This is a genomic window from Streptomyces sp. NPDC059008, assembly GCF_042749045.1.
Classification (GTDB): domain Bacteria; phylum Actinomycetota; class Actinomycetes; order Streptomycetales; family Streptomycetaceae; genus Streptomyces.
Genome location: NZ_JBHYJC010000018.1, coordinates 51,614 through 77,003 on the forward strand (window position 1 = coordinate 51,614; position 25,390 = coordinate 77,003).

24 protein-coding genes are annotated in these 25,390 nt (G+C 71.9%); 2 read left to right on the forward strand and 22 right to left on the reverse strand.

Annotation, left to right across the window (positions count from 1 at the left end):
* Positions 1 to 309: 309 nt before the first annotated feature.
* The gene (locus ACFWZH_RS21880) at positions 310 to 1,314 is read left to right on the forward strand and encodes a murein hydrolase activator EnvC family protein (protein ID WP_384433591.1); all 1,005 of its coding nucleotides are present in this window, start codon (positions 310 to 312) and stop codon (positions 1,312 to 1,314) included.
* 724 nt (positions 1,315 to 2,038) lie between these two features.
* Here ACFWZH_RS21880 and ACFWZH_RS21885 read toward each other — a convergent pair.
* The 17 genes from ACFWZH_RS21885 to ACFWZH_RS21965 form a co-directional block, all read right to left on the reverse strand.
* Entirely contained in the window at positions 2,039 to 2,581 is a 543-nt protein-coding gene (locus ACFWZH_RS21885) for a TetR/AcrR family transcriptional regulator (RefSeq protein WP_384433840.1), read from the reverse strand.
* Between the two features lie 150 nt (positions 2,582 to 2,731).
* Positions 2,732 to 3,568: an RNA polymerase sigma factor WhiG gene (whiG, locus tag ACFWZH_RS21890; protein WP_384433594.1), complete on the reverse strand. Its 837-nt coding sequence runs from the start codon at positions 3,566 to 3,568 to the stop codon at positions 2,732 to 2,734.
* Between the two features lie 362 nt (positions 3,569 to 3,930).
* Positions 3,931 to 5,265: a DNA-processing protein DprA gene (gene dprA / locus ACFWZH_RS21895; RefSeq protein WP_384433597.1), complete on the reverse strand. Its 1,335-nt coding sequence runs from the start codon at positions 5,263 to 5,265 to the stop codon at positions 3,931 to 3,933.
* A 3-nt stretch (positions 5,266 to 5,268) separates the two neighbouring features.
* Positions 5,269 to 6,957, reverse strand: coding sequence for a YifB family Mg chelatase-like AAA ATPase (locus tag ACFWZH_RS21900; protein ID WP_384433600.1), 1,689 nt, complete (start codon positions 6,955 to 6,957; stop codon positions 5,269 to 5,271).
* The gene (locus ACFWZH_RS21905; protein ID WP_384433603.1) at positions 6,958 to 7,341 is read right to left on the reverse strand and encodes a YraN family protein; all 384 of its coding nucleotides are present in this window, start codon (positions 7,339 to 7,341) and stop codon (positions 6,958 to 6,960) included.
* A 520-nt stretch (positions 7,342 to 7,861) separates the two neighbouring features.
* Positions 7,862 to 8,170 carry a DUF2469 domain-containing protein gene (locus ACFWZH_RS21910; protein ID WP_003980220.1) on the reverse strand — a complete coding sequence of 103 codons (309 nt, stop codon included), beginning with the start codon at positions 8,168 to 8,170 and terminating at the stop codon, positions 7,862 to 7,864.
* A 38-nt stretch (positions 8,171 to 8,208) separates the two neighbouring features.
* Positions 8,209 to 8,760 (reverse strand): NUDIX hydrolase, encoded by a 552-nt coding sequence (locus ACFWZH_RS21915; protein WP_384433607.1) that lies wholly within the window; start codon positions 8,758 to 8,760, stop codon positions 8,209 to 8,211.
* Positions 8,753 to 9,481 (reverse strand): signal peptidase I, encoded by a 729-nt coding sequence (gene lepB / locus ACFWZH_RS21920; protein ID WP_384433610.1) that lies wholly within the window; start codon positions 9,479 to 9,481, stop codon positions 8,753 to 8,755. The genes ACFWZH_RS21915 and lepB (ACFWZH_RS21920) overlap by 8 nt, the downstream gene beginning before the upstream one ends.
* Positions 9,482 to 9,532: 51 nt before the next feature.
* Positions 9,533 to 10,522 (reverse strand): signal peptidase I, encoded by a 990-nt coding sequence (lepB, locus tag ACFWZH_RS21925; protein ID WP_384433614.1) that lies wholly within the window; start codon positions 10,520 to 10,522, stop codon positions 9,533 to 9,535.
* On the reverse strand, positions 10,455 to 11,600 hold the full coding sequence (gene lepB, locus ACFWZH_RS21930; RefSeq protein ID WP_384433617.1) for a signal peptidase I: 1,146 nt from the start codon (positions 11,598 to 11,600) through the stop codon (positions 10,455 to 10,457). Before lepB (ACFWZH_RS21930) ends, lepB (ACFWZH_RS21925) begins: the two co-directional genes overlap by 68 nt.
* On the reverse strand, positions 11,593 to 12,357 hold the full coding sequence (lepB, locus tag ACFWZH_RS21935) for a signal peptidase I (protein ID WP_384433619.1): 765 nt from the start codon (positions 12,355 to 12,357) through the stop codon (positions 11,593 to 11,595). The genes lepB (ACFWZH_RS21930) and lepB (ACFWZH_RS21935) overlap by 8 nt, the downstream gene beginning before the upstream one ends.
* Before the next feature lie 95 nt (positions 12,358 to 12,452).
* The gene (gene rplS / locus ACFWZH_RS21940; RefSeq protein WP_384433622.1) at positions 12,453 to 12,800 is read right to left on the reverse strand and encodes a 50S ribosomal protein L19; all 348 of its coding nucleotides are present in this window, start codon (positions 12,798 to 12,800) and stop codon (positions 12,453 to 12,455) included.
* Between the two features lie 133 nt (positions 12,801 to 12,933).
* Positions 12,934 to 13,743, reverse strand: coding sequence for a tRNA (guanosine(37)-N1)-methyltransferase TrmD (gene trmD, locus ACFWZH_RS21945; RefSeq protein ID WP_384433625.1), 810 nt, complete (start codon positions 13,741 to 13,743; stop codon positions 12,934 to 12,936).
* Positions 13,743 to 14,288 (reverse strand): ribosome maturation factor RimM, encoded by a 546-nt coding sequence (gene rimM, locus ACFWZH_RS21950; RefSeq protein ID WP_384433627.1) that lies wholly within the window; start codon positions 14,286 to 14,288, stop codon positions 13,743 to 13,745. The genes trmD and rimM overlap by 1 nt, the downstream gene beginning before the upstream one ends.
* A 100-nt stretch (positions 14,289 to 14,388) precedes the next feature.
* Positions 14,389 to 14,628 carry an RNA-binding protein gene (locus tag ACFWZH_RS21955; RefSeq protein WP_003980229.1) on the reverse strand — a complete coding sequence of 80 codons (240 nt, stop codon included), beginning with the start codon at positions 14,626 to 14,628 and terminating at the stop codon, positions 14,389 to 14,391.
* Between the two features lie 2 nt (positions 14,629 to 14,630).
* Positions 14,631 to 15,071, reverse strand: coding sequence for a 30S ribosomal protein S16 (gene rpsP / locus ACFWZH_RS21960; protein ID WP_384433631.1), 441 nt, complete (start codon positions 15,069 to 15,071; stop codon positions 14,631 to 14,633).
* Between the two features lie 155 nt (positions 15,072 to 15,226).
* Positions 15,227 to 15,817 (reverse strand): hypothetical protein, encoded by a 591-nt coding sequence (locus ACFWZH_RS21965; protein WP_384433634.1) that lies wholly within the window; start codon positions 15,815 to 15,817, stop codon positions 15,227 to 15,229.
* Between the two features lie 544 nt (positions 15,818 to 16,361).
* On the opposite strand from ACFWZH_RS21965, the gene ACFWZH_RS21970 reads away from it, so the two are divergent.
* Positions 16,362 to 17,216: a methyltransferase domain-containing protein gene (locus ACFWZH_RS21970; protein WP_384433637.1), complete on the forward strand. Its 855-nt coding sequence runs from the start codon at positions 16,362 to 16,364 to the stop codon at positions 17,214 to 17,216.
* 77 nt (positions 17,217 to 17,293) lie between these two features.
* Here the strand turns inward: ACFWZH_RS21970 and ffh are convergent, their stop codons facing one another.
* The 5 genes from ffh to ACFWZH_RS21995 all read right to left on the reverse strand — a co-directional run bounded on the left by ffh (position 17,294) and on the right by ACFWZH_RS21995 (position 25,277).
* Positions 17,294 to 18,844 carry a signal recognition particle protein gene (gene ffh / locus ACFWZH_RS21975; RefSeq protein ID WP_384433640.1) on the reverse strand — a complete coding sequence of 517 codons (1,551 nt, stop codon included), beginning with the start codon at positions 18,842 to 18,844 and terminating at the stop codon, positions 17,294 to 17,296.
* A 152-nt stretch (positions 18,845 to 18,996) separates the two neighbouring features.
* The gene (locus ACFWZH_RS21980; protein WP_384433643.1) at positions 18,997 to 21,489 is read right to left on the reverse strand and encodes a [protein-PII] uridylyltransferase; all 2,493 of its coding nucleotides are present in this window, start codon (positions 21,487 to 21,489) and stop codon (positions 18,997 to 18,999) included.
* Positions 21,490 to 21,799: 310 nt separating this feature from the next.
* Complete coding sequence (locus tag ACFWZH_RS21985) at positions 21,800 to 22,138, reverse strand: P-II family nitrogen regulator (RefSeq protein ID WP_384433646.1); 339 nt, start codon at positions 22,136 to 22,138, stop codon at positions 21,800 to 21,802.
* Positions 22,135 to 23,475, reverse strand: coding sequence for an ammonium transporter (locus ACFWZH_RS21990; RefSeq protein ID WP_384433649.1), 1,341 nt, complete (start codon positions 23,473 to 23,475; stop codon positions 22,135 to 22,137). Before ACFWZH_RS21990 ends, ACFWZH_RS21985 begins: the two co-directional genes overlap by 4 nt.
* A gap of 398 nt (positions 23,476 to 23,873) precedes the next feature.
* Positions 23,874 to 25,277, reverse strand: coding sequence for a hypothetical protein (locus ACFWZH_RS21995; protein WP_384433842.1), 1,404 nt, complete (start codon positions 25,275 to 25,277; stop codon positions 23,874 to 23,876).
* Between the last annotated feature and the right edge of the window lie 113 nt (positions 25,278 to 25,390).

The following is a 25,390-nucleotide window of genomic DNA, read 5'->3' on the forward strand; positions in this document are numbered from 1 at the left end:
GACGCCCCTGGCCTCCGGGGCCGCCGCGGGCTCCGCGGGGGCCCCGCGACCGGGACGGAAGGACGTCGATGGTGCGGCATCCGCAGCCGACGACGACACCGACCGCTCCTCCCTCACCCCCCTCGGTCCGACCTCCTGCCACCGGCGCCCTCGCCGCCGACACGACCCGACAAGCAGTACGGATACGGGCCGAGCTGCTTCTTTCCCGCCCGCGCGCTGGGCGTACTCCTGGCCCCGCCCACGGCCGCACTGCTCGCCTTCCCGTCGCTGCTCCTGGGCATCCCGCTCGCGCACACCGCAGTGCCGGCCATGGCCGCGGTGGCGGAACGCGGCGTGGAGCTGGTGGGGATAGGGCACGTGACAACGACGCAAGGGCATCAGCGGACGACGGGTGGCCATCAGAAGCTGGCCGGGCTTCGGACTGCCGGGGCTGCCCGGACGAGGCCCTCGGCCCGGACCGCGGAGCCGGCGGCTGGGCCTGGGGACACGGGGCACGCCAAGGAGACGGGAGGCGCCCAGAGGGCAGAACGCACCAAGGCTCCGGCTCATGGCAAGGCCAGCAAGCGGGATGAGGCCGGGGGCGCTGCGGAGCAGCCAGGTGCGGAACGGGCCTGGCCGGTGGAGGGGCCGGCAGGCATACGGCCCACGGTGGTACGTGGATGGGAACCGCCCCCTTCGCCGTGGGCGGCCGGGCACCGCGGCGTGGACCTCGCCTCCCGCGCCGGCGCGACGGTACGGTCCGCCGCGCCCGGCAAGGTGGCGTACGCGGGAGCCGTCGCCGGCCGTGGCGTGCTGACCATCGAGGTCTCCCGCTCGGGCCGGCCTCCCTTACGCACCACGTACGAGCCGGTGCGCCCCACGGTCCGAAAGGGCCAGCGCGTCACAGCGGGCCAACCGGTCGCCGTCCTGCAGCGCGGCCCGTTCCACTGCCGCGCCCCGTGCCTCCATTGGGGCCTGCGCCGCGGCAAGACCTACCTGGACCCGCTGTCGCTCCTCCCCAAGGGCATGCGCAGTAGCCGCCCGTCGCGCCTGCTCCCGGTCTTCGGAGTTCCGTTGCCGCCGGGCGGCAGTGCCGTGCCCCGCGGACCAGAGGCGCCGGAGCCAACAGCCCAGGAAGGGAGACAGAACCCGCCGGTGGCCGGCCTCATGGGAGCGGTCGCACTCGCCGTCGCAGCGCTTTGGGCGCTCGGCCGACTCGCGCCTCGCCGTTCGCCGGGAGGGAAGGCCGTACGAGGAGCAGAGCCGAGAGCAGGGCCGAGAGCGGGGCTGATACAGGCAATGCCTCCGGTGGTGAGTAATCGCGCCTGCCGGTGACGACGGGAGGCGAGGCACCAGGCCCAGGGGCCTGGTGGCACGCCCCGGAGCCAGGGCTTGAGGGCCACACCCAGAGGCCAGGACCAGAGGGCTGGGCGCGGGTGCCAGGGCCAGAGGGAGCCACACCCAGGAGCCAGGGCCAGAGGGCCGGGGACGGGGACGGGCGCCAGGGCTCGGGAGACCACAGGCCACGCGGGCCTGAGAGCCGTGGGGCAAAGGACGGGCGAGAGGGGGAGGGGCGGGGAGGGGGCGGGGCGGGGGCGGGGGGAGCCCCCCAGGCCGTGCCCGTCAGATCACCGCGGCGGCCCCAAGCACAAGATCAACCATCGGGCCGCTCCTCGGCAGGAGCGCCCTCGGTGTTCGGTACGAACCGGCTCAACCGATACGTGGTCGGGTGGGCCAGGCGCCCGCAGAGGGTGTCGACCCGGGTCATGGACCAGTCGATCTGCCCGTGCTCCGCCCGTAGGCGACGAACCTGGGCACGCCACTCTGACGGGTCCTGGCTCTCGACGACCACTTCCCAGCGTCCCGTGTCTGCGCTGAAGCGGGCGGAATCCCGCTGTCCGGCCTCCAGCTGCCGCCGTTTCCGCTTCCTTTGTCCCGGCATGGGGCCAGCCTCGCGGCCCGCCCTCACCGCGGCAAGATCTTTCCTCGGGCCACGCCCCGCCGACGCCGCACGGCGGTGAGGGTGAGCCGGGGGCCAGGACGGCCCCGGCCGCCCGGATCAGGTGCGGGCGACGCCGTGGAGGGCCATGGAGACCGCTGCCTCCGTGATCTCGTTCGGGTCTTCCGCGGCGCCGAGCTCGATGCGGCGGACCGCGGCGTCCACGACGCCCTGCAGGAGCATCGCCGCGAGTCGCGGTTGTTCGTGGCCGAGGTCGGCGAGCGCTTCGACGATCATGGCGATGAGTCCGCCGTGTGCGGCGCGGATCTTCTCGCGTGCGCCCGCGTCCAGCTCGCCCGCCGAGATGGCGACGACGGCTCGGTGGCGCCGGTCGCCGACCAGCGCCAGCTGTCGGCGCACATACGCCTCGATCTTCTCCTCGGGCGTGTCGACGCCCTGCATCGCCGCTTCGACCTCGGCCGCCCATACGGGGAAGTCGACTGCACACAGCTCTTCGACGACGGCCGCGCGCGAGCGGAAGTACTCGTACACGGAGGAGCGCGCGAGTCCCGTGCGCTCGGCGAGGGCGGGGAAGGTCAGCGCTTCCGTTCCGCCTTCGGACAGCAGGGAGCGGGCGGCGTCCAAGAGGGCGCCGCGCTGCATGGTCCGGTGCTCGGCCACAGAGGCCGCTCGAATCCTGGGCACGTCACCACTCTACGGATGGCGCGCCCGCCGTGGCACTCCGCCCGGCGACACGGCTCGGGAAGACGGGCTCGGAACGGCGGCTCGGGAAGCGTGGCCCCGCGAGCTGACTCAGCGTCCGACGTCGGCGAGCTTCGCCCTGAGCTGCAGCACAGACTTGGTGTGGATCTGGCTGACCCTGCTCTCCGTGACGCCGAGGACATTGCCGATCTCGGCAAGCGTGAGTCCCTCGTAGTAGTAGAGCGTGACCACGGTCTTCTCACGTTCGGGCAGGGTGTTGATGGCCCGGGCGAGCAGCCGGCGCAGCTCGCGGTCCTCGGCGATCTCGACCGGGTTCTCGGCGGCCGTGTCCTCGAGGGTGTCCATGAGGCTGAGCCGTTCGCCGCCCTCGCCGCCGACGTGCAGCAGCTCTTCCAGTGCGACCACGTTCGCCAGGGACAGCTGGCTGAACACGCTGTGGAGTTCCTCCAGCGCGATGCCCATCTCGTCGGCGACCTCCGCCTCGGACGGGGTGCGGCGCAGCTGGGCTTCGAGGGTGGCGTAGGCGCGTTCGACGGCGCGGGCCTTCTGGCGTACGGAGCGTGGGATCCAGTCCAGCGCGCGCAGCTCGTCGATCATCGCGCCGCGGATGCGGGTGATGGCGTAGGTCTCGAACTTGATGGAGCGTTCGGGGTCGAATTTCTCGATGGCGTCGATCAGCCCGAAGACTCCGGAGGAGACGAAGTCGGCCTGCTCGACGTTGGGTGGCAGTCCGACGCTGACGCGGCCGGCGACGTACTTGACCAGCGGGGAGTAGTGCAGGATCAGCTGCTCCCGTAGTCGCCCGTCGCCAGATGCCTTGTAGGAGCGCCACAGCTCGTCGAGCGAGCTGGGTGGGGCGGGGCGCACGCTGCCGCGTGCGGCGGGTGGTACTGCCGCACGATCAGACCCGGAGGTGTGCTGGGGCATTCGTCGCCTTGAGCCGTTCTGCCGAGACGCGGGTGGATGGATGCATGAGGGTTGAATTTGCCTGTGAGCGTAGCGTGACCGGAGTGTCGCGGTACGCGAGGAAGCCAGGTTCGGGGGTGCGCAGATACGTTCCGCTGCCCGCACCTCAGGGTTACCTCGTACGGCGTGTCGACACCCGGAAACGGTGCCGGGTGCACGCGTTCGGGGGGTCGTGCGGACGGGCGCGGTGACGCGGCGCGCGGGAGGCCGGGGCCGCGTGGGGCCGCATGGGGGTCACCCCACGGGTCGGACTCATACGCCGAAGCATGGCAAACCTGGATTCTGCGGTCATTCCCCTCACCCTTTCACCCGTTCGCCCCAGGTCAAGTACCGCCTCGCCGGGAACCGTCGGTCGTCTCGGCGCGTCGCGTCAACTCCCAGCGGTCGCCGCACCTTTGCACGAATCCCAGGGACTGCAGCTCGAGGAGTTTTCCGTGGGCGACGTCGCGGGGAATGCCCGCTTCCCGGCCGAGGTGGCCGGCATCCGCGCTGCCGCGGGCCGGCAGCGCCTCCCACAGGCGGGCCGCGACCGGGTCCAGGAGGTCGCGGACGAGTGTCGGCCCGCGCCTCTCGGGGGCGAGGTCGCCGATGGCACCGACGAGTTCGATGACCTCGTCCGCGTCGGTGACCACCGTGGCCTCGCCGCGCAGGAGTTGGTGGACGCCGGCGGACAGGCCGCTGGTGACGGGCCCCGGCATGCCCATCGTGAACCGTCCCAGGCTCGTCGCCCGTCGGGCGGTGACCAGTGAGCCGCTGCGGAGTTCGGCCTCCACGACGACGGTGCCTCTGGTCAGTGCGGCGATCACTCTGTTGCGTTGGATGAAGCGGCTGCGGGTGGGGTGGTCGCCGGGCGGTAACTCGGCGACCACCAGGCCCTGTTCGATGATCCGTCCGATCAACTCGGTGTGGCCGCGCGGGTAGATGTAGTCGACGCCGGAGGCGAGTACGGCGACGGTGGCGCCGTCCGCGGCCAACGCACCACGATGGGCTGCGCCGTCGACGCCGTAGGCGGCTCCGGAGACCACGGTCCAGCCGCGGTCGGCGAGCCCGGCGCTGAGGGCGGTGGCCAGGTGGGCGCCGTATTCGGTACAGGCGCGTGCGCCGACGACGGCCACGGAGCGCAGCGCCCACATCCGAAGGTTGGTTCTCCCACGCACCCACAGGCCGATGGGGCGGGCGTCTCCGAGGTCGTCCAGCTGGCCGGGCCACTCGTCGTCGTTGGGGCAGATGAAGCGTCCGCCGAGTGCGGTGACGGCGGCGAGGTCCTCTTCGGGACGTGCCCGGGAGGCGCGCAGCCTCAGGCCCGCGATCTTCGTCGGGCTTGCGCCTGGGGGCGGGTGGGCATCGTCGTCGGACAGCGCCTGCCACAGGGCCACGGGGCCCATCTGTCGTAGCCAGCGGCCGGCGGTCTCGTCGCCTGGTTCGAGGATCCGGGTGAGGGCGGCGCGGGCCGTGCGCTGCGGATCGTGGTCCTGGTGGGGAGCGGGAGGCCGGGCGGGCGCCGGGCGCGGTGCGGGGCGTGGCGCGGCGGCGGCCGGCGGTGGGTGGTCCGGGGCGGTCGTCGGATCGGGCGCGCGGCTCGTGTCGTCCGTCGCGCTGTGCGGCCCACGGGTGGCGAAGCCCCACGCGTCGATCTTGTGGTCGTCGGGTCCGTTCATGGCTCACCCCTGCTCGTCCGGCGGCCGGACGGCCGCGGTCTCCCGTTCACCGGCACCTGCGGCTCCGCCTGCGCCCCTGCCACCGCCCACGCCGGCCGTCATCGGGGCCCCGCGGCGGACGCCGGTCCGTAGTTCCAGTGCCCAGTCGACGTCCTCCCGGGTCGGGCGGTCGCGGCCGGCGAGGTCGGCGGCGGTCCAGGCGACGCGGAGGACGCGGTCGAGTCCGCGGGCGGTGAGCAGGCCGCATTCGAGATCGCGTTCCGCCTGGGCCAGGGCGCCGGGGTGGACCTGCCAGCGGGTTCGGAGTTCATGGCCGGGGATCTCGCTGTTGGTCCGCCAGGGGGTGCCGGTGAGGCGGGCCTCGGCGCGTTCGCGGGCCGCCCGTACGCGTTCGGCCACGGTGTCGGTGGATTCGGCGCGGCGGCCGAGCGAGATCAGTTCGGAGCGGGCGACCGGTTCCACGCAGATCCGCAGGTCCACCCGGTCCATCAGCGGCCCGGAGAGGCGGGCGCGGTAGCGGCGGACGGAGGACGGGCGGCATTCGCAGCCGCCGCCGACGGTGCCGTGCCGCCCGCAGGGGCAGGGGTTGGCGGCGAGGGCGAGGAGGAAACGGGCGGGCATCCGCATCATGCCGGCGGCCCGGGCGACGACGACGTGCCCGGATTCCAGGGGCTGGCGTAAGGCGTCCAGGACGCGGGGGCTGCACTCGGCGGCCTCGTCCACGAACAGCACGCCATGATGGGCGAGGGATACGGCTCCGGGGCGGGGCAGGCCGGTGCCGCCGCCCACGAGGGAGGCCATCGTCGCGGAGTGGTGCGGGGCGCAGTAGGGCGGCCGGTGGACCAGCGGCTGTCCCGGCGGGAGGGTGCCCGCTACCGAGTGGACGGCGGTGACTTCCAGGGATTCCTTGGGGCCCAGCGGTGGCAGCAGCCCTGGGAGGCGTTCGGCGAGCATGGTCTTGCCTGCGCCGGGCGGGCCTTTGAAGAAGATGTGGTGGCGTCCGGCGGCGGCCACCTCCAGTGCTCTGCGGGCGCCGTGCTGGCCTGCGACATCCGCGAGGTCGGGGGTGTGGTCGCCGCGTGGCAGGCCCGCGCCGGCGCCGGTGCCGGGCACGGCCAGTCCGGCCAGCAGCGGGTCGGGGCGGCCTTCTTCCGGCCGGTCCTCCTCCTCGGGCACCGGCTCGTCGGCGAGGACGGCGATCAGCTGGCGCAGGCTGCGGACGCCGAGGACGGAGATGCCGGGCACGAGTGAGGCCTCGGCGACGGTGCGTTCCGGGACGACGACCTGGCGGTATCCGGCGTCGGCGGCGGCGAGTACGGCGGGCAGCACGCCGCGTACGGGGCGGACGCGGCCGTCCAGGCCCAGTTCGCCGATCATCATCAGGTCGGTGAGTTCGCGGGGGTCGAGGCGCTCGGCGGCGCCGAGGACCGCGCAGGCCACGGCGAGGTCGAATCCGCTGCCGCTCTTGGGTACCGAGGCCGGGCTGAGGCCGACGGTGAGCTTCTTCTGCGGCCATTCGGCGCCGGAGTTCACGACGGCGGCGCGCACTCGGTCCCTGGACTCGACCAGGCTCTTGTCGGGGAGCCCGACGAGGGTGAAGGCCGCGACGCCGGGTTCCAGGTCGGCCTGGACCTCGACGACGACGCCTTCGACCCCGACCAGGGCGACGGAGCAGGTGCGGGCGAATCCCATTTACGCCACCCCCCGGGCGTGCTGGACGACGGGGGCGCCGCGCGGCGGCAGGAGCACGCCGATGACGTCGATCCGGACGCCGCCGGGTGGTGGGCCGCCGTGCCGCTCCAGCCAGCGTTCGGCCAGCAGGCGCAGGCGGGCGGTCTTCTCGGGGCGTACGGCCGCCATGGGGTGTTCGTAGCGGCCTGCGCGACGGGTTTTGACCTCACAGACCACCAGGGCGTCGCCGTCGGAGGCGACGATGTCGATCTCGCCTTCGCGGCAGCGCCAGTTGCGGTACAGGATCCGCATCCCGGCTTCGACGAGCTGCCGGGCGGCCAGGTCCTCGCCGTAGCGACCGAGAGCCCGTCTGCGGATGTCGGTGGGCTTGGTCGCCGGTGGCATGGTGGCCGGGCGCCGGCCTGTCGCGGGCCGGTGGGCCGCACGAGACCTTTCGCGCCGCCTCCCCCGTGCCCCGTCCCGCGGGCCCCTGGTCGGCGGGTCGCTCCTGGCCTGTGCGCCGTCCCTGGCCTGTAAGCCGCCCCCGGTCCGTACGTCATCCCTGGTCTGTACGTCGTCCCCGGTCCGTACGTCATTCCTGGTCTGTACGTCGTCCCCGGTCCGTACGTCATTCCTGGTCCGTACGTCATTCCTGGTCCGTACGTCATTCCTGGTCCGTACGTCGTCCCGGGTCGGCGCGTCTCCCCCGGCCGTGCGGCCGGCCTTCGTGGCGTTCATGCGGTACCACCTCCGGCACCGACTGTGACGCCCTCGCTACGATCTTTTGGATCTTGGTGGACAACGAGCCGATTGTGGATAACTCGCTCACCCACACGTGCCACCCAGGACGCGCCATCAACCGACGGAGGGCGCGCCTACATGCCCGGCTGTCCCCGCAGCCCGCAGCCCGCAGCCCGCGGCCGGCTCAGCTCCCCGGCAGGTCCAGATCGCTCTTGTTGAGCTCCTCGATGTTCACGTCCTTGAACGTGAGGACGCGCACCTGCTTGACGAAGCGCGCTGGGCGATACATATCCCAGACCCAGGCGTCAGCCATCGAGACCTCGAAGAAGACCTCGCCCTGTACCGAGTGCACCTGCATCTCGTAGTCGTTGGTGAGGTAGAAGCGCCGCTCGGTCTCGATCACATATTTGAACAGACCGACGACGTCGCGGTACTCCCGGTAGAGCTTCAGCTCCATCTCGGTCTCGTACTTTTCGAGGTCCTCGGCGCTCATGGCAGATCCCCTTCAGCCGTGCGTCCCCCTATTGTGCGTCAGACCCTCTCGGTCTCCAGCTGCACCGGCGCATTGGGGGGCCCTTCGTCGAGCAGTGTGCGCAGCAGCTCGGCGAGTCTGGTCGGATACACCGTCTCATGGGACGCGGACAGTTCCTCCGAAGTCCACCACCTGAGCCCCGAGACGCTGCGCCGTTCCAGGTCCGTGTGCCCGCCGGTGTCGGTGGCGGTACGGGCGGTCCTGCCCAGGTAATACCACTCGTCCTGCTCCCAGCGCCGCCCGTCGAAGGGAAAGGCGCAATGCCGCTTCCACAGGACCGGACCGAGGACGATGTCGGTGATCCCGGTCTCCTCGGCGAGTTCGCGCCGTGCAGCCTCTTCACGGCTCTCGTCGCCCTCCAGGCCGCCGCCCGGGGTGAACCACCAGGTCTCGGTGGGCCGGTCCGGTTCGAAGCCGTGGAGCAGCAGGATCCGGTCATCGGGGTCGAGCAGCACGACGCGGGAGACCTGTCGTACGCCGGCCGGGTCCGGCTTCCCTGGGACCGCGGGCCCGCTGCCCTCGGCCGGCCTCCCGTCGCCCCGCTCACCCACGCCGACGCGCCCTGCGCCGGGCGATCGGCCCGTAGGCCGCACCGCCGAGGATGAGGACCGCGCCGGCGACCACGGCGAGGGTGATGGGCTGCAGAGGTCCGGGCTGGGAGGTGCCACCGGGGAGCGCGGAGAAGCCGGCCGGGCGCTGCATCATCCCGATGCTGCCCAGGGGCCAGGCGCGGGCGTCGACCCGGGCCTGGACGGCGCTGCGCGGCACCGAGCCGTGGTCGCCGTCGGTGAGGTGCACGCGGGAGTCGAGGGAGTCGCTGCGGTGGTCGCCGAGGAGGAAGAGCTGGCCGGCGGGCACCGTGGCCTTGAAGCCGACAGGTGAGGCGGGGCCGCTGCCCTGCAGATACGGTTCCTCGATGGGGATCCCGTTGACGGTGAGCCGGCCCTGCTTGGTGCAGCAGGAGACCTTGTCACCGCCGGTGCCGACGACGCGCTTGACCATCGGCAGATCGCCCCACGCGGAGTCCTTGAAGACGACGATGTCGCCGCGGCGTATCTCGGCGCCGGCCACCCGCTCGGCCATGACCCTGGCCCCGGCCGCGATCGTCGGGGACATCGAATCGGTCGGCACCGTGTACGGGCGGTAGGTCAGCGCCCCCCATACGAAGCCGCCCAGGAACAGCACACAGCCGACGGCCACGGCCAGACCGGACAGCACACTGCCCGTGGTCCGGCCGCGGCCGTCGGTCCTGCGTTCCGTACTGCTGCTCATCCCAGCTCCCACCCCGCGGACCGGTCCGCGTCGAAGATCCGGGACGGCACCTTACCTGGGGTTACGCTCTCCGGTCAGCCTCCGGCGGCGCCACATGACAAGCGGCACCGCGCCGGCCAGGCCCAGAGCGGCCGGGGCCGCCGCCATCGCCTTGTCGACCCCGGGCTGGTCGAAGGTGTCCGGCACCGGCAGGGTCGCCCAGCGGTTGATGGGCCAGGCGATGGTGAACGCCCGGCCGACGACCTCTTCCTCCGACACCGTGCCGTTGCCCTTGAGGTTCTGGTGGTAGCGGGAGTCGAGGGAGTCGTCGCGGTGGTCGCCCATCACCCAGATCCGCCCCTCGGGGACGTGGATCGGGCCGAAGGCGCGGTCACCGCAGGGGGTGGCACCGGGGAAGATGTACGAGTCTTCCTTGAGCGCCTTGCCGTTGACCTTGACCGGGCCGCTGCCGTGGCACTCGACCGTGTCGCCGCCGACCGCGATGACCCGCTTGATCAGGTCCTTCTCCTCGGCCGAGGGCATCAGGCCGATGAAGCTGAGGACCTTTTGGACGGGGTTGGGCTCGGGCGTCGGGGTTTCGTTCAGCCAGCCGCCCGGGTCGTGGAAGACGACGACCTCTCCGCGCTGCGGCTTGGAGCCGAACCACGGCGTCAGCTTGTCGACCAGGACCCGGTCCCCGCGCTGCAGGGTGTCCTGCATCGAGTCGGACGGGATGGAGAACGCCTGCACCAGGAACGTCTTGATCAGCAGCGCCAGGAGCAGGGCGATGCCGATGAGGATCGGCAGCTCTTTCCAGAAGGCGCGCGGCTTCTTGGCCTTCTTCATGCTGCCGCCCGCCTCCTCGTCCGCTGCCTGGTCCAACGTATCGGGCGTCTCCGAAGTGTCCGGCTTGCCCAACGGCACCCCGCGCTGCGGCTCCGACTGTGACTGTGATCGTGACTGATGCACGGAACTCGCCGCCGGCTGCGGGGTCTCACCGCGCCTTGCCGGCTCTTCGGGCTCTTCGGTTCCGGACCGCGCGCCGACCGCCAAGTCCCCCACATCTGCTCCTTACTCCACGCACTCGCCCGCCCGTCAGCCGGTGCAGGCCCACCACTCCCATAACGAGCGGGAGTTCCGCAGGGGTCGGGAGTACGGTCAAACTGTCAGGTGACACCCTATGCGGCACGTCCGCCGCGGACGCCCTGGCGCCCGGCGCGTCGCGCACGGTTGCGAAGGTGTCCGGCTCTTCGAGGCGCCGCCAATGGCTGAACGGCCAGGCGATCACCACGGCCCGGCCCACGACGTTGTCCTCGGAGACCGTGCCACGGTACGGCTCGCTCAGGTGGAAGCGCGAATCCGCGGAGTCCGAACGGTGGTCGCCCATCACGAAGATGCGTCCGGTGGGGACGTTCACGGTGAACTTGATCTGGGAGGGCGGGTTCCCCGGATGGACGTACGGCTCGGTCAGCGGGGTGCCGTTGACGGTGACCCGGCCCTGCTTGTCGCAGCACTTGACGGTGTCGCCGCCGACCGCCACCACCCGCTTGATCAGGTCCTGCTCATCGGCCGACGGCAGCAGCCCGATGAAGGTCATGGCGTCCTTGACCGGCTGGAAGGCGCCCCCGTCGTCGGCGGGCTTGACCTGCTCCCCCTTGAGCCATTTGCCGGGGTCCTTGAAGACGACGACGTCGCCGCGCTCCGGCTTGGAGCCGAACCAGGGGGTGAGCTTGTCGACCAGGACCCGGTCGCCGATCTTGATCGTCTGCTCCATGGAGCCCGACGGGATGACGAACGCCTGGACGAGGAAGGTCTTCAGGACCAGGGCGATGGCCAGCGCCACGCCGATGAGGATGGGGATTTCCTTGAGGTACGAGCGCTGCCTGCGGCGTTTGATGCGCTTGGCCTGGCGCCGCCGCTCGGCCCGTCCGCCGGTGGCGGGCCGGCGTGGCTGCCGGCCGCCCTCGCCGGCTCCCTGGGGCTCGCCGGCCCCCTGGGGTTCACCGGGCGCCGGAGAGTCGCCATACCCGCCCCCTGGATCGCCGTACCCGCCCACGGAACTGCTGCTGGGGCCGTCGGCTCCGCGTGCGGGCCGGCCGGTGCTCCGCCGCCCGTGGCGGGGGCGTCCGCGGTTACCCATGGGGGCCTGCCGCGGCGGGTATCCGGTCGAAGGACCCTGGGGCGTCGATGGTGCGCCAGCGGCCGACCGGCCAACTGATCAGCTCCGCGCGGCCGATGACCTCGTCGACGGGGACCGTGCCGCCGCCCGGTTGGCCGAGGTGGTCGCGGGAGTCGCTCGACTTGGCACGGTGGTCCCCCATGACCCACAGCCTGCCCTCGGGCACCACGATGTCGAACTCCACCGAGGACGGCGCGTCCCCGGGGTGGAGGTAGCCCTCGCTCACGGGCTCGCCGTTCACTTCGATCCGCCCCCGTCTGTCGCAGCAGGTCACATGGTCACCACCGACGCCGATCACGCGCTTGACGTAGTCGGTCTCGGCGGGCCGGGCCAGTCCCAGCGCCGCGCCGGCTCCGCGCAGCAGCCCCGTGACGGGATTCTCCCCCTGCTCCCTGTGAACGAAAGACCCGGTGCCGTCGAACACCACCACGTCGCCCCGCGCGGGCTCGCTGCCGAAACGGTACGCCAGCTTGTTGACCAGCACCCGGTCCCCGATCTGCAGGGTGTTCTCCATGGAGGAGCTGGGGATCAGAAAGGGCTGTGCGACCACCGCGCTGAGCAGCAGGGCGGACGTCAGGCACAGCGCGAACAGGGTGACCGGCCGATGGCGCAGGCGGGCCGCACGGGCGAGGAAACGCGCGAAGCGCGACCCCTGCCCCGCCCCCTTGTCAGGGGTGGGAGAGGAGCCGCGCTCCGTGCGTTGTGCGTCGATGTCCATCGGGGCCCGAGCCTATCCGGCCACGTCCGGACATCGGACGCGAGAGGCGCTTTGCGTTGCCCCGGCGCAAAAAATCGCGCTCCGGGCGGCGCGGCTCAGCTCTCGCGCTTCTCCTTGATCTTGGCGGCCTTGCCGCGCAGCTCGCGCAGGTAGTACAGCTTGGCGCGACGGACGTCACCGCGGGTCACGACCTCGATCTTCTCGACGATCGGGGTGTGCACCGGGAAGGTGCGCTCGACGCCGACGGAGAAGCTGACCTTGCGGACCGTGAAGGTCTCGCGCACGCCGGAACCCTGGCGGCGGATGACTACGCCCTTGAACTGCTGCACACGGGAGCGGTTGCCCTCGATGACGCGGACGTGGACGTTGACGGTGTCACCCGGGCGGAAGGCCGGGATGTCGCTGCGCAGCGACGAGGCGTCGACGGAGTCGAGAAGGTGCATGACCTACTGCTTTCTTCGTTGATGCCACAGGTCATCAACGGGATGTCGGAAAGGATGTTTCGGTTGCCGTTCCGTCGGGCGGGCGTCGTTCCCCCTGTGGCAGGGGCGCGCGCCGGACGCACACAGCAGCGGCCTATTCTTCCACGGCCTCGCTCGTACGCCCAAATCGGCCGTCCTCGCGCGCCGACCAGCCCAGCGCGGCGAGGATCGCGCGGTCGTGCTTGTCGAACGCGGCGGGGTCGGCGCGCTCGATCAGATCGGGCCGGTTGCGGTCGGTGCGGCGGAAGGCCTCGTCGCGGCGCCAGCGGGCGATCTTGCCGTGGTGGCCGCTGAGCAGCACCTCGGGGATGGTGCGGCCGCGCCACTCGGGAGGCTTGGTGTAGACGGGGCCCTCCAGGAGGTCGGCCATCGCGCCGGGCGCGAAGGAGTCGTCCTGGTGGGAGGCGGCGTTGCCGAGGACGCCGGGCAGCAGCCGGGCGATGGCCTCGACCATGACCAGCACCGGGGCCTCACCGCCGGCGAGTACGTAGTCGCCGATGGAGACCTCGCGCACGTCGAGGCGGTCGCCGTACTCCTCGATGACGCGGCGGTCGATGCCCTCGTAGCGGGCCGGGGTGAACACCAGCCAGGGCTTGGCGGACAGTTCGACGGCGAGCTGCTGGGTGAAGGGCTCACCGCTGGGGGTGGGGACGATGATGACCGGCGCGCCCTCGCCGGAGGCCAGGATCGTATCGAGCGCCTCGCCCCACGGCTCGGGCTTCATGACCATGCCGGGGCCGCCCCCGTAGGGGGTGTCGTCGACGGTGTTGTGCTTGTCGTGCGCCCATGCGCGCAGGTCGTGGACGCGCACATCGAGCTGTCCGCGGGCCCGGGCCTTGCCGACGAGGGAGACGTTCAGCGGCTCGAGGTACTCGGGGAAGATCGTGACGACGTCGAGCCGCATCAGCTGTCCTCGCGGCTGGAGGCGATCTCCGCCTGGCTGTCGTCGAGCAGGCCGGGCGGCGGCTCGATCACCGCGCGCTGCGCCTCCAGGTCGATCTCGGGGACGATCTCGGCGACGAAGGGGACCATGACCTCGCTGCCGTCGGGACGCCCGACGATCAGCAGGTCCTGGTAGGGCAGGTGGGAGATCTCGGAGATCCGGCCGACGACGGTGCCGTCGCGGGTGACGACGTCGAGGTCGATCAGCTGGTGGTCGTAGAACTCCTCGGGGTCCTCGGGGACCTCCTCGGGGTCGACCTCCGCGATCAGCAGCGTGTTGCGCAGCGCCTCGGCGGCGGTGCGGTCCGCGACGCCCTCGAAGCGCAGCAGCAGCCGGCCGCTGTGCACCCGGCCGGTCGCGATGGTCAGCGGCCCGACGGAGGACGGGTCGGTGGTGAGGACGGCGCCCGGAGCGAGCCGCAGTTCGGGCTCGTCGGTGCGTACCTCGACGGTGACCTCGCCCTTGATGCCGTGGGCTCGGCCGATCCGTGCCACTACCAACTGCACGCTTGTCTCTCCCTTACGTGTGCCTACGGCAGGAGTCCGTAGACGACTGCGGGCCGGGGAGGCCCGAAGCCCTCCCCGGCCCGAGCCGGTGTTCAACTTGTCAGCGGACCTGGTCCACGTCGACGAGGTCGACGCGGATGCCGCGGCCGCCGATGGCGCCCACGACGGTCCGCAGCGCACGGGCGGTACGGCCGTTGCGGCCGATCACCTTGCCGAGGTCGTCGGGGTGGACCCGGACCTCCAGCACGCGCCCGCGACGCAGGGTGCGCGAGGCTACCTGCACGTCGTCGGGGTTGTCGACGATGCCCTTGACGAGGTGCTCGAGGGCTTCCTCGAGCATGCTCAGGCCTCGGTCGACTCAGAGGTGGACTCGGCCGCAGCCTCGTCCGCCTTCTTGTCAGCCTTCTTCGCCTTCGGGGTGATGGCCTCACCCTTCGGCTCGTCACCGGAAGCCTTGGCGGCGGCCTCGAAGAGGGCGCGCTTGTCGGCCTTCGGCTCGGCGACCTTCATCGGCGCCGGGGCCGGGAGGCCCTTGAACTTCTGCCAGTCGCCGGTGACCTTGAGGATGGCCAGAACGGGCTCGGTCGGCTGCGCGCCGACGCTCAGCCAGTACTGGGCACGCTCGGAGTCGACCTCGATGCGGGAGGGGTTCTGCACCGGGTGGTACAGACCGATCTCCTCGATGGCCCGGCCGTCACGGCGGGTGCGGGAGTCGGCGACGACGATGCGGTAGTGAGGCGAACGGATCTTGCCCAGACGCTTCAGCTTGATCTTGACTGCCACGGGAGTGGTGTCTCCTGGTCTTGACGTGGTGGGGCACAACGAGATGCCACGTGGGGTTGCGGTACTCGGGTGCCCGATGGACGCGTCAGCCGGAGGAGAGAGGGGTCCTGTGCGACTGTCGAGTACAGCTAGCCATTGTGCCACACGCCCCCGGGTCAGCCGACCGCGGCCACCTCGGGGATCCGGAAGGGCTTGCCGCAGCCGCCGCAGACGATCGGTGCCTGGGCCAGCACGGAGGGCACGACACGGACATTGCGCCCGCAGTCGCAGACGGCCTTGACGCGTACGCCGCCTCCCGAGGAGCCGTGCCGGGCGGCCGGGCCCCGGAAGCTGCGGGCGGTGTCGGTCGCGGTCGCGGCCGTGTGCGCCTTGAGGGCTCTGGAGAGCCGTTCGATGGTGGGGCGGTAGCGCCTCCTGGCTTCGGGGTTGAGCGTGACCAGCGAGAAGCCACTGCTGGGGTGCGGCTCGTCGGCATGGTCCAGGCCCAGCTCCTCGGCGATCGCCAGGAATCGGCGGTTGTGGTAGCGGCCAGCCCGGGAGGTGTCGCGGACGCCGCGGGCGGCGGCGATGCCGTGGACTGCCTCATGGAGCAGCCGTTCGAAGGAGAGCTCGGCGCCACAGGCGGACGAGGACTCTCCGATCAGGGACTCGGGCGCGGCCAGGTCCGGCAGCTCGGGGTGGTGCCGTTGAATATCGGCCCAGGCGAGCGCCAGCTCGGCGGCGAGAACAGGCGGTGTCGTGCTCACGTCGTGACAACGAGCCGGGGTCGCCGAGTGTTCCGATTCCGGGCCATCCCAAATAATTTGCACGTACCAGTCAGTTTCCGGTCATGGGCCGTGGGGAGGGCCGGGTGCGTCGATCTGCGCAGAAGGCGCCCACCGCGCCGCAAGCCGGTACGTACCACCATGTACGCCGCATGGCGTAGCCGGTCGTCTGCCACCTCGACGATCACCGCGGCGATGGTACGGGGGGAACCTGTGCCCGTCGGCACCGGGCCGTACCCCACCGTAGGGCCGTCGGGCGGCACCGGGGCGGGGAAGCCGGGGGGCGCGCGGAGCATCCAGGTGGCGGGCGTTGCCGTGGCGGATCCGCCGGGGCCGGGGCACTCTGGAACGGCGCTCCGGGGTGCGGGCCCGGCGCATACAGGGGCGCGCGGGAGACAATCCCGGCGCACACCCTGGACGCCCGGACGGATGCGCAGTTGTCTGGATTGCGGGGGCGCACAGCGCGCGAACACGGGGGCGATCGGTACGGAACAGCTTCGGTTCTCGGCGAATAGGGGCGCTATCGATGTCACCCACGCTCGTACGGCACCAGCTTCCGAACTCCGGGTCCGTGCACGGCGACGACCCGCCCCCGCCGGCCGGGGCGCGGACGCGCACCCGCGACTGGGCCGAGATCCAGGAGCGGATGCTGGTGCCGCTCTACGAAGCCGCCTACGACCGTCTGGGGGTCGGCCCCGGCACCCGCCTGCTGGGGCTCGGCTGCGGCTCCGGTCTCGCGCTGCTGCTCGCGGCGGGGCGGGGGGCGCAGGTCAGCGGCGTGGATGCGGACGAGTCCCGGCTGGAGCTGGCGCGCGAGCGGCTCACGGCGGACGGCACACCGGAGCACACCCGGGTGGTCAGTGGCGGGCTGGAGGAGGCGGCGTCCGGGAACGCCGCCTTCAACGTGGTCACCGCCTTCCATCCGGTGGGCTGCGTGAGCTCCGTCGAGGGGCTGACGGCTTCGCTGAAGGCGGCGGCCGGGCTGGCGGAGCGCGGCAGCGCGGTGGTGCTGGGCGGCTGGGGCCCGGTGGAGCGCTGTGCGACGGCGGGGGTGCTGCGGGTGGCGCAGCGGCTGGCCGATCCGCTGCGTACGGCGGGCGGCTGGCGTCCTAGCGGACGGGACGACCTGGAGGAGCTGGCGGAGCGGGCCGGGCTGCGGCCCGACGGTTCGGGGCGAGTGGCCTGCCCGTTCGGGTACGCGGACATGTCCAGCGCGGTGCGCGGGCTGCTGTCCACGGGGCTGTTCGACCCGGCGCTGGAGGTGACCGAGCAGCGCCAGGTGGAGAAGGAACTGGCGGAGGCGCTGCATCCGTATCAGCGGGAGGACGGGGCGGTCTGGATGCCGAACGTGTTCCGGTATCTGATCGCGCGGACCCGGTAGCGCGCCGGCCGCGGAACGCGCGAGCCCCCGGCCGCACCATGGTGGCCAGGGGCTCGTGAGCCGGAGTGAGGGCCGGATCAGCCCATGAACTTCTTGAATTCCTCGGGCAGTTCGAAGTTCTGCGGGTCCTGGCCGCCCTGCGGCAGGCCCAGGGGGTTGCCGGACTGGGCGGCCTCGCGGCGGGCGGCCGCGGCCTGCTCCTCGGCCTTGCGCTTCATCGGGTTGCCGCTCTTGCGCTTGCCCTTGGCCTGCTTGACCTGCTTCTTCTTCCGGGCGGCGCCACCGCCCATGCCCGGCATCCCCGGCATCCCGGGCATGCCGCCGCCCTGGGCCATCTTCGACATCATCTTGCGGGCGTCGAAGAACCGCTCGACGAGGCCCTTGACGGTGCTGACGTCGACGCCGGAGCCCTTGGCGATACGGGCGCGCCGCGAGCCGTTGATGATCGTCGGGTCCTGGCGCTCGCCCGGGGTCATCGACTTGATGATGGCGGCGGTGCGGTCGACCTCGCGCTCGTCGAGGTTGTTGATCTGGTCCTTCATCTGGCCCATGCCGGGCAGCATGCCGAGCAGCTTGGAGATGGAGCCCATCTTGCGGACCTGCTCCATCTGGGCCAGGAAGTCGTCGAGGGTGAACTCCTTGGGGCCCTTCGCCAGCTTGGCCGCCATCTTCTCGGCCTCTTGCTGGCTGAAGGTCTGCTCGGCCTTCTCGATCAGGCTGAGCATGTCGCCCATGCCGAGGATGCGGGACGCCATGCGGTCCGGGTGGAACGCGTCGAAGTCGTCCAGCTTCTCGCCGTTGGAGGCGAACATGATCTGCTTGCCGGTGACGTGCGCGATGGAGAGCGCGGCACCACCGCGGGCGTCGCCGTCGAGCTTGGAGAGCACCACGCCGTCGAAGCCGACGCCGTCGCGGAAGGCCTCGGCGGTGTTGACCGCGTCCTGGCCGATCATCGCGTCGACGATGAAGAGGATCTCGTCGGGGCTGACCGCGTCCCGGATGTCCGCGGCCTGCTGCATCATCTCGGCGTCGATGCCGAGGCGGCCGGCGGTGTCGACGATGACGACGTCGTACTGCTTGGTCCGCGCGTGCTCGATCGAGTCCTTGGCCACCTGGACGGGGTCGCCGACGCCGTTGCCCGGCTGGGGGCCGTAGAAGGCGACGCCCGCGCGCTCGGAGACGACCTGGAGCTGGTTGACCGCGTTGGGGCGCTGGAGGTCGCAGGCGACCAGCAGCGGGGCGTGACCCTGCCCCTTGAGCCAGCGGCCGAGCTTTCCGGCCAGGGTGGTCTTACCTGCGCCCTGGAGGCCCGCGAGCATGATCACGGTCGGCGGCTGCTTGGCGAAGCGCAGCCGGCGGGTCTCGCCGCCGAGGATGCCGATGAGCTCCTCGTTGACGATCTTGATGACCTGCTGGGCGGGGTTCAGCGCCTGGGAGACCTCGGAGCCGGTGGCCCGCTCCTTGACCTGCTTGATGAAGGCCCGGACGACGGGGAGGGCGACATCGGCCTCGAGCAGCGCGATGCGGATCTCGCGCGCCGTGGCGTCGATGTCCGCCTCGCTCAGGCGGCCCTTGCCCCGGAGGTTTTTGAAAGTACTCGCCAAGCGGTCGGAAAGCGTATCGAACACGGCGGTCGTCGATCCTCGGGGTCGGGGGCGGGGTCCAGTCGGGTTCTAGGGTATCCGCCCTGGCAAGCGAACCGTTCCGGCCCGGTTTCCCGCAGGGCCGGGACGGCGCACCGGCCCGCCCTCGCCCGTAGGGCCGACGTCCGTGCGTACGGCTACTGGAGCGCGGCCTCCACGGCCGCCGCGACCTTCTGGGCCTCTCCCACCGCGAGCGGCGCCCCGTCCGTCCCCGTGACGTAGAAGGCGTCCACCGCGTTCGCCCCCAGCGTGCTGATGTGCGCGCTGCGGACGGCGACACCGGCGGTGTCCAGGGCGCGGCCGATGCGGTGCAGCAGGCCGTGTGCGTCCTGGGCGCGGACCTCGATGACGGTCGCGGTGCGGGAGCTGCCGGTGGCGACGGTGACCCGGGGTGGCGGGGCGAGTACGGCGCGGGAGCGGCGGGCGTAGGCGCGTTCGCGCTCGGCGAGGCGGGCGGGGATGTCGAGGGAGCCGTCCAGGGCGCGGACGAGGTCGGCGCGGAGCCGGTCGGCCTCGGGCAGCGACCCGTATTCGGCCGCCACCCGCCAGCTCAGCAGCAGGACCGGGCCCTGGCCGATGGGGTCGACGAAGAGCAGGTCGGCGGCGCGCACGGTGAGCCGGTGCAGGGCCAGTACGCCGGCCGCGGCGGGCAGTACCCCCGGCTGGTCCGGTACGGCCATGAGCAGTTCGACGCCGACCGGCTCCTGTGCGGGCGCCTCGTCCGTGGCCTCGGTGGGCGGCGGCTCGGCGCGGGTGCGCAGGGACAGGACGGGACCGCCGGTGCGTCCGGCCTCTATGGCCAGCCGCTCCTGCTCCGCGGTCGGCTCGTCCGCGCCGCGTACCTCCGGCTCGGGCTCCCCCGCGAGCCGGGCGGCGACCCTCTTGACCAGGTCGGCGACGAGTCCGCCGCGCCAGGCGCTCCAGGCGGCGGGGCCGGTGGCCAGCGCGTCGGCCTCGGTCAGGGCGTGCAGCAGTTCGAGGGTCTGGGTGCCGCCGACCGCGTCGGCGACCGCCCCGACGGTCTCCGGGTCGTCCAGATCGCGCCGGGTGGCGGTCTCGACGAGCAGCAGATGGTGCCGTACGAGGGTGGCGATCACCGCGGTGTCGCGGGCGTCGAAGCCGAGCCGGCCGGCCACGTCGCGGGCGATGGTCTCGCCGGCCACCGAGTGGTCGCCGGGCCAGCCCTTGCCGATGTCGTGCAGCAGCGCGGCGACCAGCAGCAGGTCGGGGCGGTGCACCCGGCGGGTCAGTGCGGAGGCCCGTACGGCGGTCTCGACCAGATGGCGGTCCACGGTCCAGGTGTGGACGGGGTTGCGCTGCGGGCGGCAGCGGACCCGCTCCCAGTCCGGCAGCAGCCGGGTGACGATGCCCTCGGCCTCCAGGGCCTCCCATACGGGCACGGTGGGGGCGCCGGCTCCCAGGAGGGTGACCAGTTGCTCACGGGCCTCGGCGGGCCACGGTACGGGCAGCGGGTGGGCGGCGGTCGCCGTGGCGCAGCGGCGGATGGCGTGGGTGGCCAGCGGCAGCCCGGCCTGGGCGGCCGCGGCGGCGGCGCGCAGCACCAGCACCGGGTCCCGCTCGGGGCGGGCGGTGCGGGCCAGTACCGCTTCGCCGTCGAGCTCGACCACGCCCTCGGCGAGCGGCGAGCGCTCCCCCTTGCCGGCGCCGCGGCCCGGCAGCAGGCCGCGCAGCACGGGTTTGACGGAGCGGGCGCGCAGCACCCGGCCGACCTCGCGCCAGGTCACATCGGCCGCGTAGGAGATCGTGCGGGCCGATTCGTAGGTCTGCCGCAGCAGGGCGTCGGAGTCCAGCATGCCGAGGGCCTCGGCGACCTGGTCGTGCTCCTGGAGCGAGAGCCGGTCGGTGGCCCGCCCGGTGGTCAGGTGCAGCGCGTCGCGGGTGTCGAGCAGGCGGGTGCGGGCGGCTTCCAGGCCACCGCGCGGGGCGTCGGCGAGCCAGGAGGCGGCCACCGCCCGGAGCGCGGTGGCGTCCCGCAGCCCGCCCCTGGCCTCCTTGAGGTCCGGTTCGAGGAGGTACTGCAGTTCGCCCTGCCGCTCGGCGCGCTCCTGGCACAGGGCGTGCAGCTCCGGCAGGCGCTTGGGGGCGCTCTCGCGCCAGTCGGCGTACGCCGCGGTGCGCAGTCCGGCGCTCAGTTCCGCGTCGCCGGCCAGGTGGCGGGCGTCGAGCAGGCCCAGCTGCACCTTGAGGTCCTCGCGGGCCGCCTTGCGGGCCTCGGCGGGGGTGCGTACGGAGTGGTCGAGGGCGAGGCCGAGGTCCCAGACGGGGTACCAGAGGTGGTCGGCGAGCGCGGCGAGGGCGCCGGGGTCGGCGCGGCCGTCGTGCAGCAGGAGCAGGTCCAGGTCGCTGCGCGGGGAGAGTTCGCCGCGCCCGTAGCCGCCGACGGCGACCAGGGCGGTACCGGAGAGGCCGGCGGCGGTGGCGTGCCGGGTCAGCAGGCCGGCGAGCCATTCGTCGGTCAGCCGGGCGAGGGCGGCGCGGCGCTCGGGGCCGGTGGGCTCCTTGGCCTGGAGGAGGCGCAGTCTGGCCGCGGGGTAGCCGCCTTCGGGGGCGGGCCCGCTTTCCGTGGGTGCTCCGGCCGGTCCTGCCGTTTCCTCGACGCTCTCCGTCAACTCCCGTGCTCCTTGGTCGTATTGTCCCCTGCGGTCAGTGGTGGCCCCTGGGTTCATCCGGGGCTGGAGCTGCCTCGCGGCGCCTCCTTGCGTGCCTTGTGACGCCTCCTTATATTCCGGCAACGATTACGGAGAGTAATTAGTTCCGGGCGGTCTGCTACCGAACGTCGCCGTGCGGCCTGGCCGTCGCGCATAGCCAGTCTGGTCCGGTGCCCGGCCGCGCGGCCATCCGCCGCACGGGCGGCACCGGTCCGGCTCCGGCCCGCGCGGCGGATGCCGCCGCGGGGGCCGGGGCCGGACCACGAGCCGGTTACAGGGCGTCCGGCCCTCGTTCGCCGGTGCGCACCCGTACCGCGTCGTCGACGGGGACGGTCCACACCTTCCCGTCGCCGATCTTTCCGGTGCGGGCCGCCTTGACGACGATGTCCACCAGTTCCTCGGCGTCCGCGTCCTCGACCAGCACCTCGATGCGGATCTTCGGCACCAGGTCGACGGTGTACTCGGCGCCGCGGTACACCTCCGTGTGCCCGCGCTGTCTGCCGTAGCCGCTGGCCTCGGTGACGGTCAGGCCGTGCACACCGAAGGCGTGCAGGGCGTTCTTCACCTCGTCCAGCCGGTGCGGCTTGATTACTGCCGTGATGAGCTTCACGCGTCCACCTTCTTGTTCAGTGCCTGGCCCAGGGCGGGTCCGGTGCGGGGCGCGGAGCCACCGCCGGCGCCGGCGAAGTCGTACGCCGTCTCGGCGTGCTCGGCCTGGTCGACGCCGGCGATCTCCTCGTCCTCGCCGACCCGGAAGCCCATCACCAGGTCGATGACCTTGGCAAGGACGTAGGAGACGACCAGGGAGTACAGCAGCACGCAGACCACACCGATCGCCTGCTTGCCCAGCTGCTCGAAGCCGCCGCCGTAGAACAGGCCCTTGGCCTTGCTCTGCACACCGCCGGTGGCGAACAGGCCGATCAGCAGCGATCCGGCGATGCCGCCGACCAGGTGGACGCCGATCACGTCGAGGGAGTCGTCGTAGCCGAGCTTGTACTTGAGGTTGACGGCCATGGCGCACAGCACACCGGCGATCACGCCGATGGCGATGGAGCCCAGCGGGCTGACCGAGCCGCACGCCGGGGTGATCGCGACGAGTCCGGCGACCGCGCCGGAGGCCGCGCCGAGCGTGGTGAACGAGCCGTGCCGGAGCTTTTCGTACGCCAGCCAGCCGAGCATCGCGGCGGCGGTGGCGACCTGGGTGTTGACGAAGGCGACCGCGCCGATGCCGTCGTCGTTGCCGAGCCAGGAGCCGGCGTTGAAGCCGAACCAGCCGAACCACAGCAGGCCGGCGCCGAGCATCACCAGGGGCAGGCTGTGCGGACGCATCGGGTCCTTCTTGAAGCCGATGCGCTTGCCGACGACCAGGATCGCGCCGAGCGCCGCGGCACCGGCGTTGATGTGCACGGCCGTGCCGCCCGCGAAGTCGATGACGCCCAGGTCGAACAGCCAGCCGCCCTCGGCCCACACCCAGTGGGCGACGGGGAAGTAGACGATGGTGACCCACAGGGCGATGAACAGGGCCCAGGCGGTGAACTTGACCCGGTCCGCGAGGGCACCGCTGATCAGGGCGGGCGTGATGATCGCGAACATCAGCTGGAACACCGCGAAGACGTAGACCGGGATGGTGGTCGCGCCCCACAGCTCGGTCAGTCCGATGCCGCTCAGGCCGGCGAAGTTGCCGTCCCAGCCGATGATGCTGCCCTTGTCGGTGCCGAAGGCGAGTCCGAATCCGTACAGGACCCAAAGGATGGTGACGATGCCCAGGCTGATGAAGCTCATCATCAGCATGTTGAGCACGCTCTTGACCCGGACCATGCCTCCGTAGAAGAAGGCGAGTCCGGGGGTCATGACCATCACCAGTGCGGAGCAGATCAGCATGAAGCCGGTGTTCGCCGGGCTGAGCGTCACCTTGTCTGCTGCAAGCGTCAGGATGCCTGGGGGCATCGGCGTCTCCTCGTCGTCGATGCGGCCCGTGCGGGCGTGTTTCTGGTGGGCCGACTTCGCGATGAGGTTGTCGCAGGGTGGTTTCGGCCAAACCTTGCGGGTGTTTCGCCACCGTGACGAAGGCGGCGTCTGTGTTACGCCCCGATGAACTCCACGATCAGCCCTGGTAAGTCCCGATTCACCCGTTCGCCCGCAGAATTGTTCACCCGGGTCGCCCCCTTCCCCACCCAAGCCATCAATTGAGCCACCCCAACGGCGAGCAACCCCCTACGCGAGAGCGGCGCCGGTTTAGGCGCAAAGGGAAGCCCGGCCGCGGACGCCGCCCGCATGACTGGCAGGGGGGAGCCGAGTCGGGCTGTACGGGGCGGCGGCCGCGGCCGGAGTGGTGGGGGATGCCGTCAGCCGACGGCCTCCGCGGTTTCCGGGAGCTGGCGGGCGAGCTCGTCGGTGAGCTGGATGACCTCGGCGACGCCGCCGAACTCCCGGGCGGCGGTGTCCACGGTCTTGCGCAGCCGGGTGTTGACCCGCTCCGAGCGGACCTGCCTGGCGAACGGGATGGCCCGCTGCGCCATCTCCGCGCAGGCCTCCGGCTCCTTCTGCAGCAGCCGGACGGTGGCCATGCCGATCAGGTTGAGCGCGTACGAACGCTGGTGCTCGGCGTCCTTGCCGAACAGTTCGACGGCCCGCTCCATGACGGGCTCGGCGAGCGAGGCGTAGGTGGGGCTGCGGCCGGCCACATAGGCCAGATCGCGGTAGGAGTGGGCGTTCTCGGCGTTCAGCTCGGCCTCGGAGAAGAAGCGGATCCAGTCGGGCTCGGGCTCGCCGGGCGCGACGTCGGAGAAGGTGTCCTCGGCCATCCGGACGGCCCGCTTGACCTTGCTGGGCTGGCCCATTCCGGCGTAGGCGCGGGCCTCCATCGCATACAACATCGCCTGGGTGCGCGGGGTCGCCGTCTCCCGGCTGCCGTACTGGGCGAGGTGGATCAGCTCCAGCGCGTCGTCGGGCCGGCCGAGGTGGATCATCTGCCGGCTCATGCTGGAGAGGATGTACGAGCCCAGGGGGCGGTCGCCGGCCTCCTTGGAGGCGTGCAGCGCCAGCACGAAGTACTTCTGCGCGGTCGGCTGGAGCCCGATGTCGTAGCTCATCCACCCGGCCAGCTCGGCGAGCTCGGCGGCGACCTTGAAGAGCCGCTTGGCGACCGGTGCCGGCTGCGGCTCCTGGAGGAGGTCGGTGACCTCGTGGAGCTGGCCGACGACCGCCTTGCGCCGGAGCCCGCCGCCGCACTGCGCGTCCCATTGGCGGAACATCGCGGTGGTCGACTCCAGGAGGTCCAGCTCGGGCTTGGACAGCCGCGCGGGCCGCTTGGCCCGCTCGGGCTCCTCCGCGCCGACCTGGCTCGCGGGGACGGGCACCAGCCAGCGCTGCATCGGCTCGATGAGGCTGGGGCCGGCGGCGAGCGCCAGGGAGGTGCCGAGGAAGCCGCGGCGCGCCAGCATCAGGTCGCTGCGGGAGAACTCGCTGATGAGGCCGACCGTTTGGGCGCCGGCCCACGGCAGGTCCACGCCGGAGACGGACGGGGACTGGTGCGCGGAGCGCAGCCCCAGTTCCTCGACGCCGACCACGCAGCCGAAGCGTTCGGAGAACAGCTCGGACAGGATCCGGGGGATGGGTTCGCGCGGCTGCTCGCCGTCGAGCCAGCGGCGCACCCGCGAGGTGTCGGTGCTGATGTGATGGGCGCCCATCTGGCGCGCCCGGCGGTTGACCTGTCGGGCCAGCTCGCCCTTGGACCAGCCGCTGCGCATGAACCACGAACCCAACTGCGCGTTGGGCTGTTTGACGGCGTCGGTGCCGCCCGTGCCGCCGTTGCCGCCCACTGGAAGCCCCTCCCGATAGCTGCCTTGGTGCCTGGTGCCTC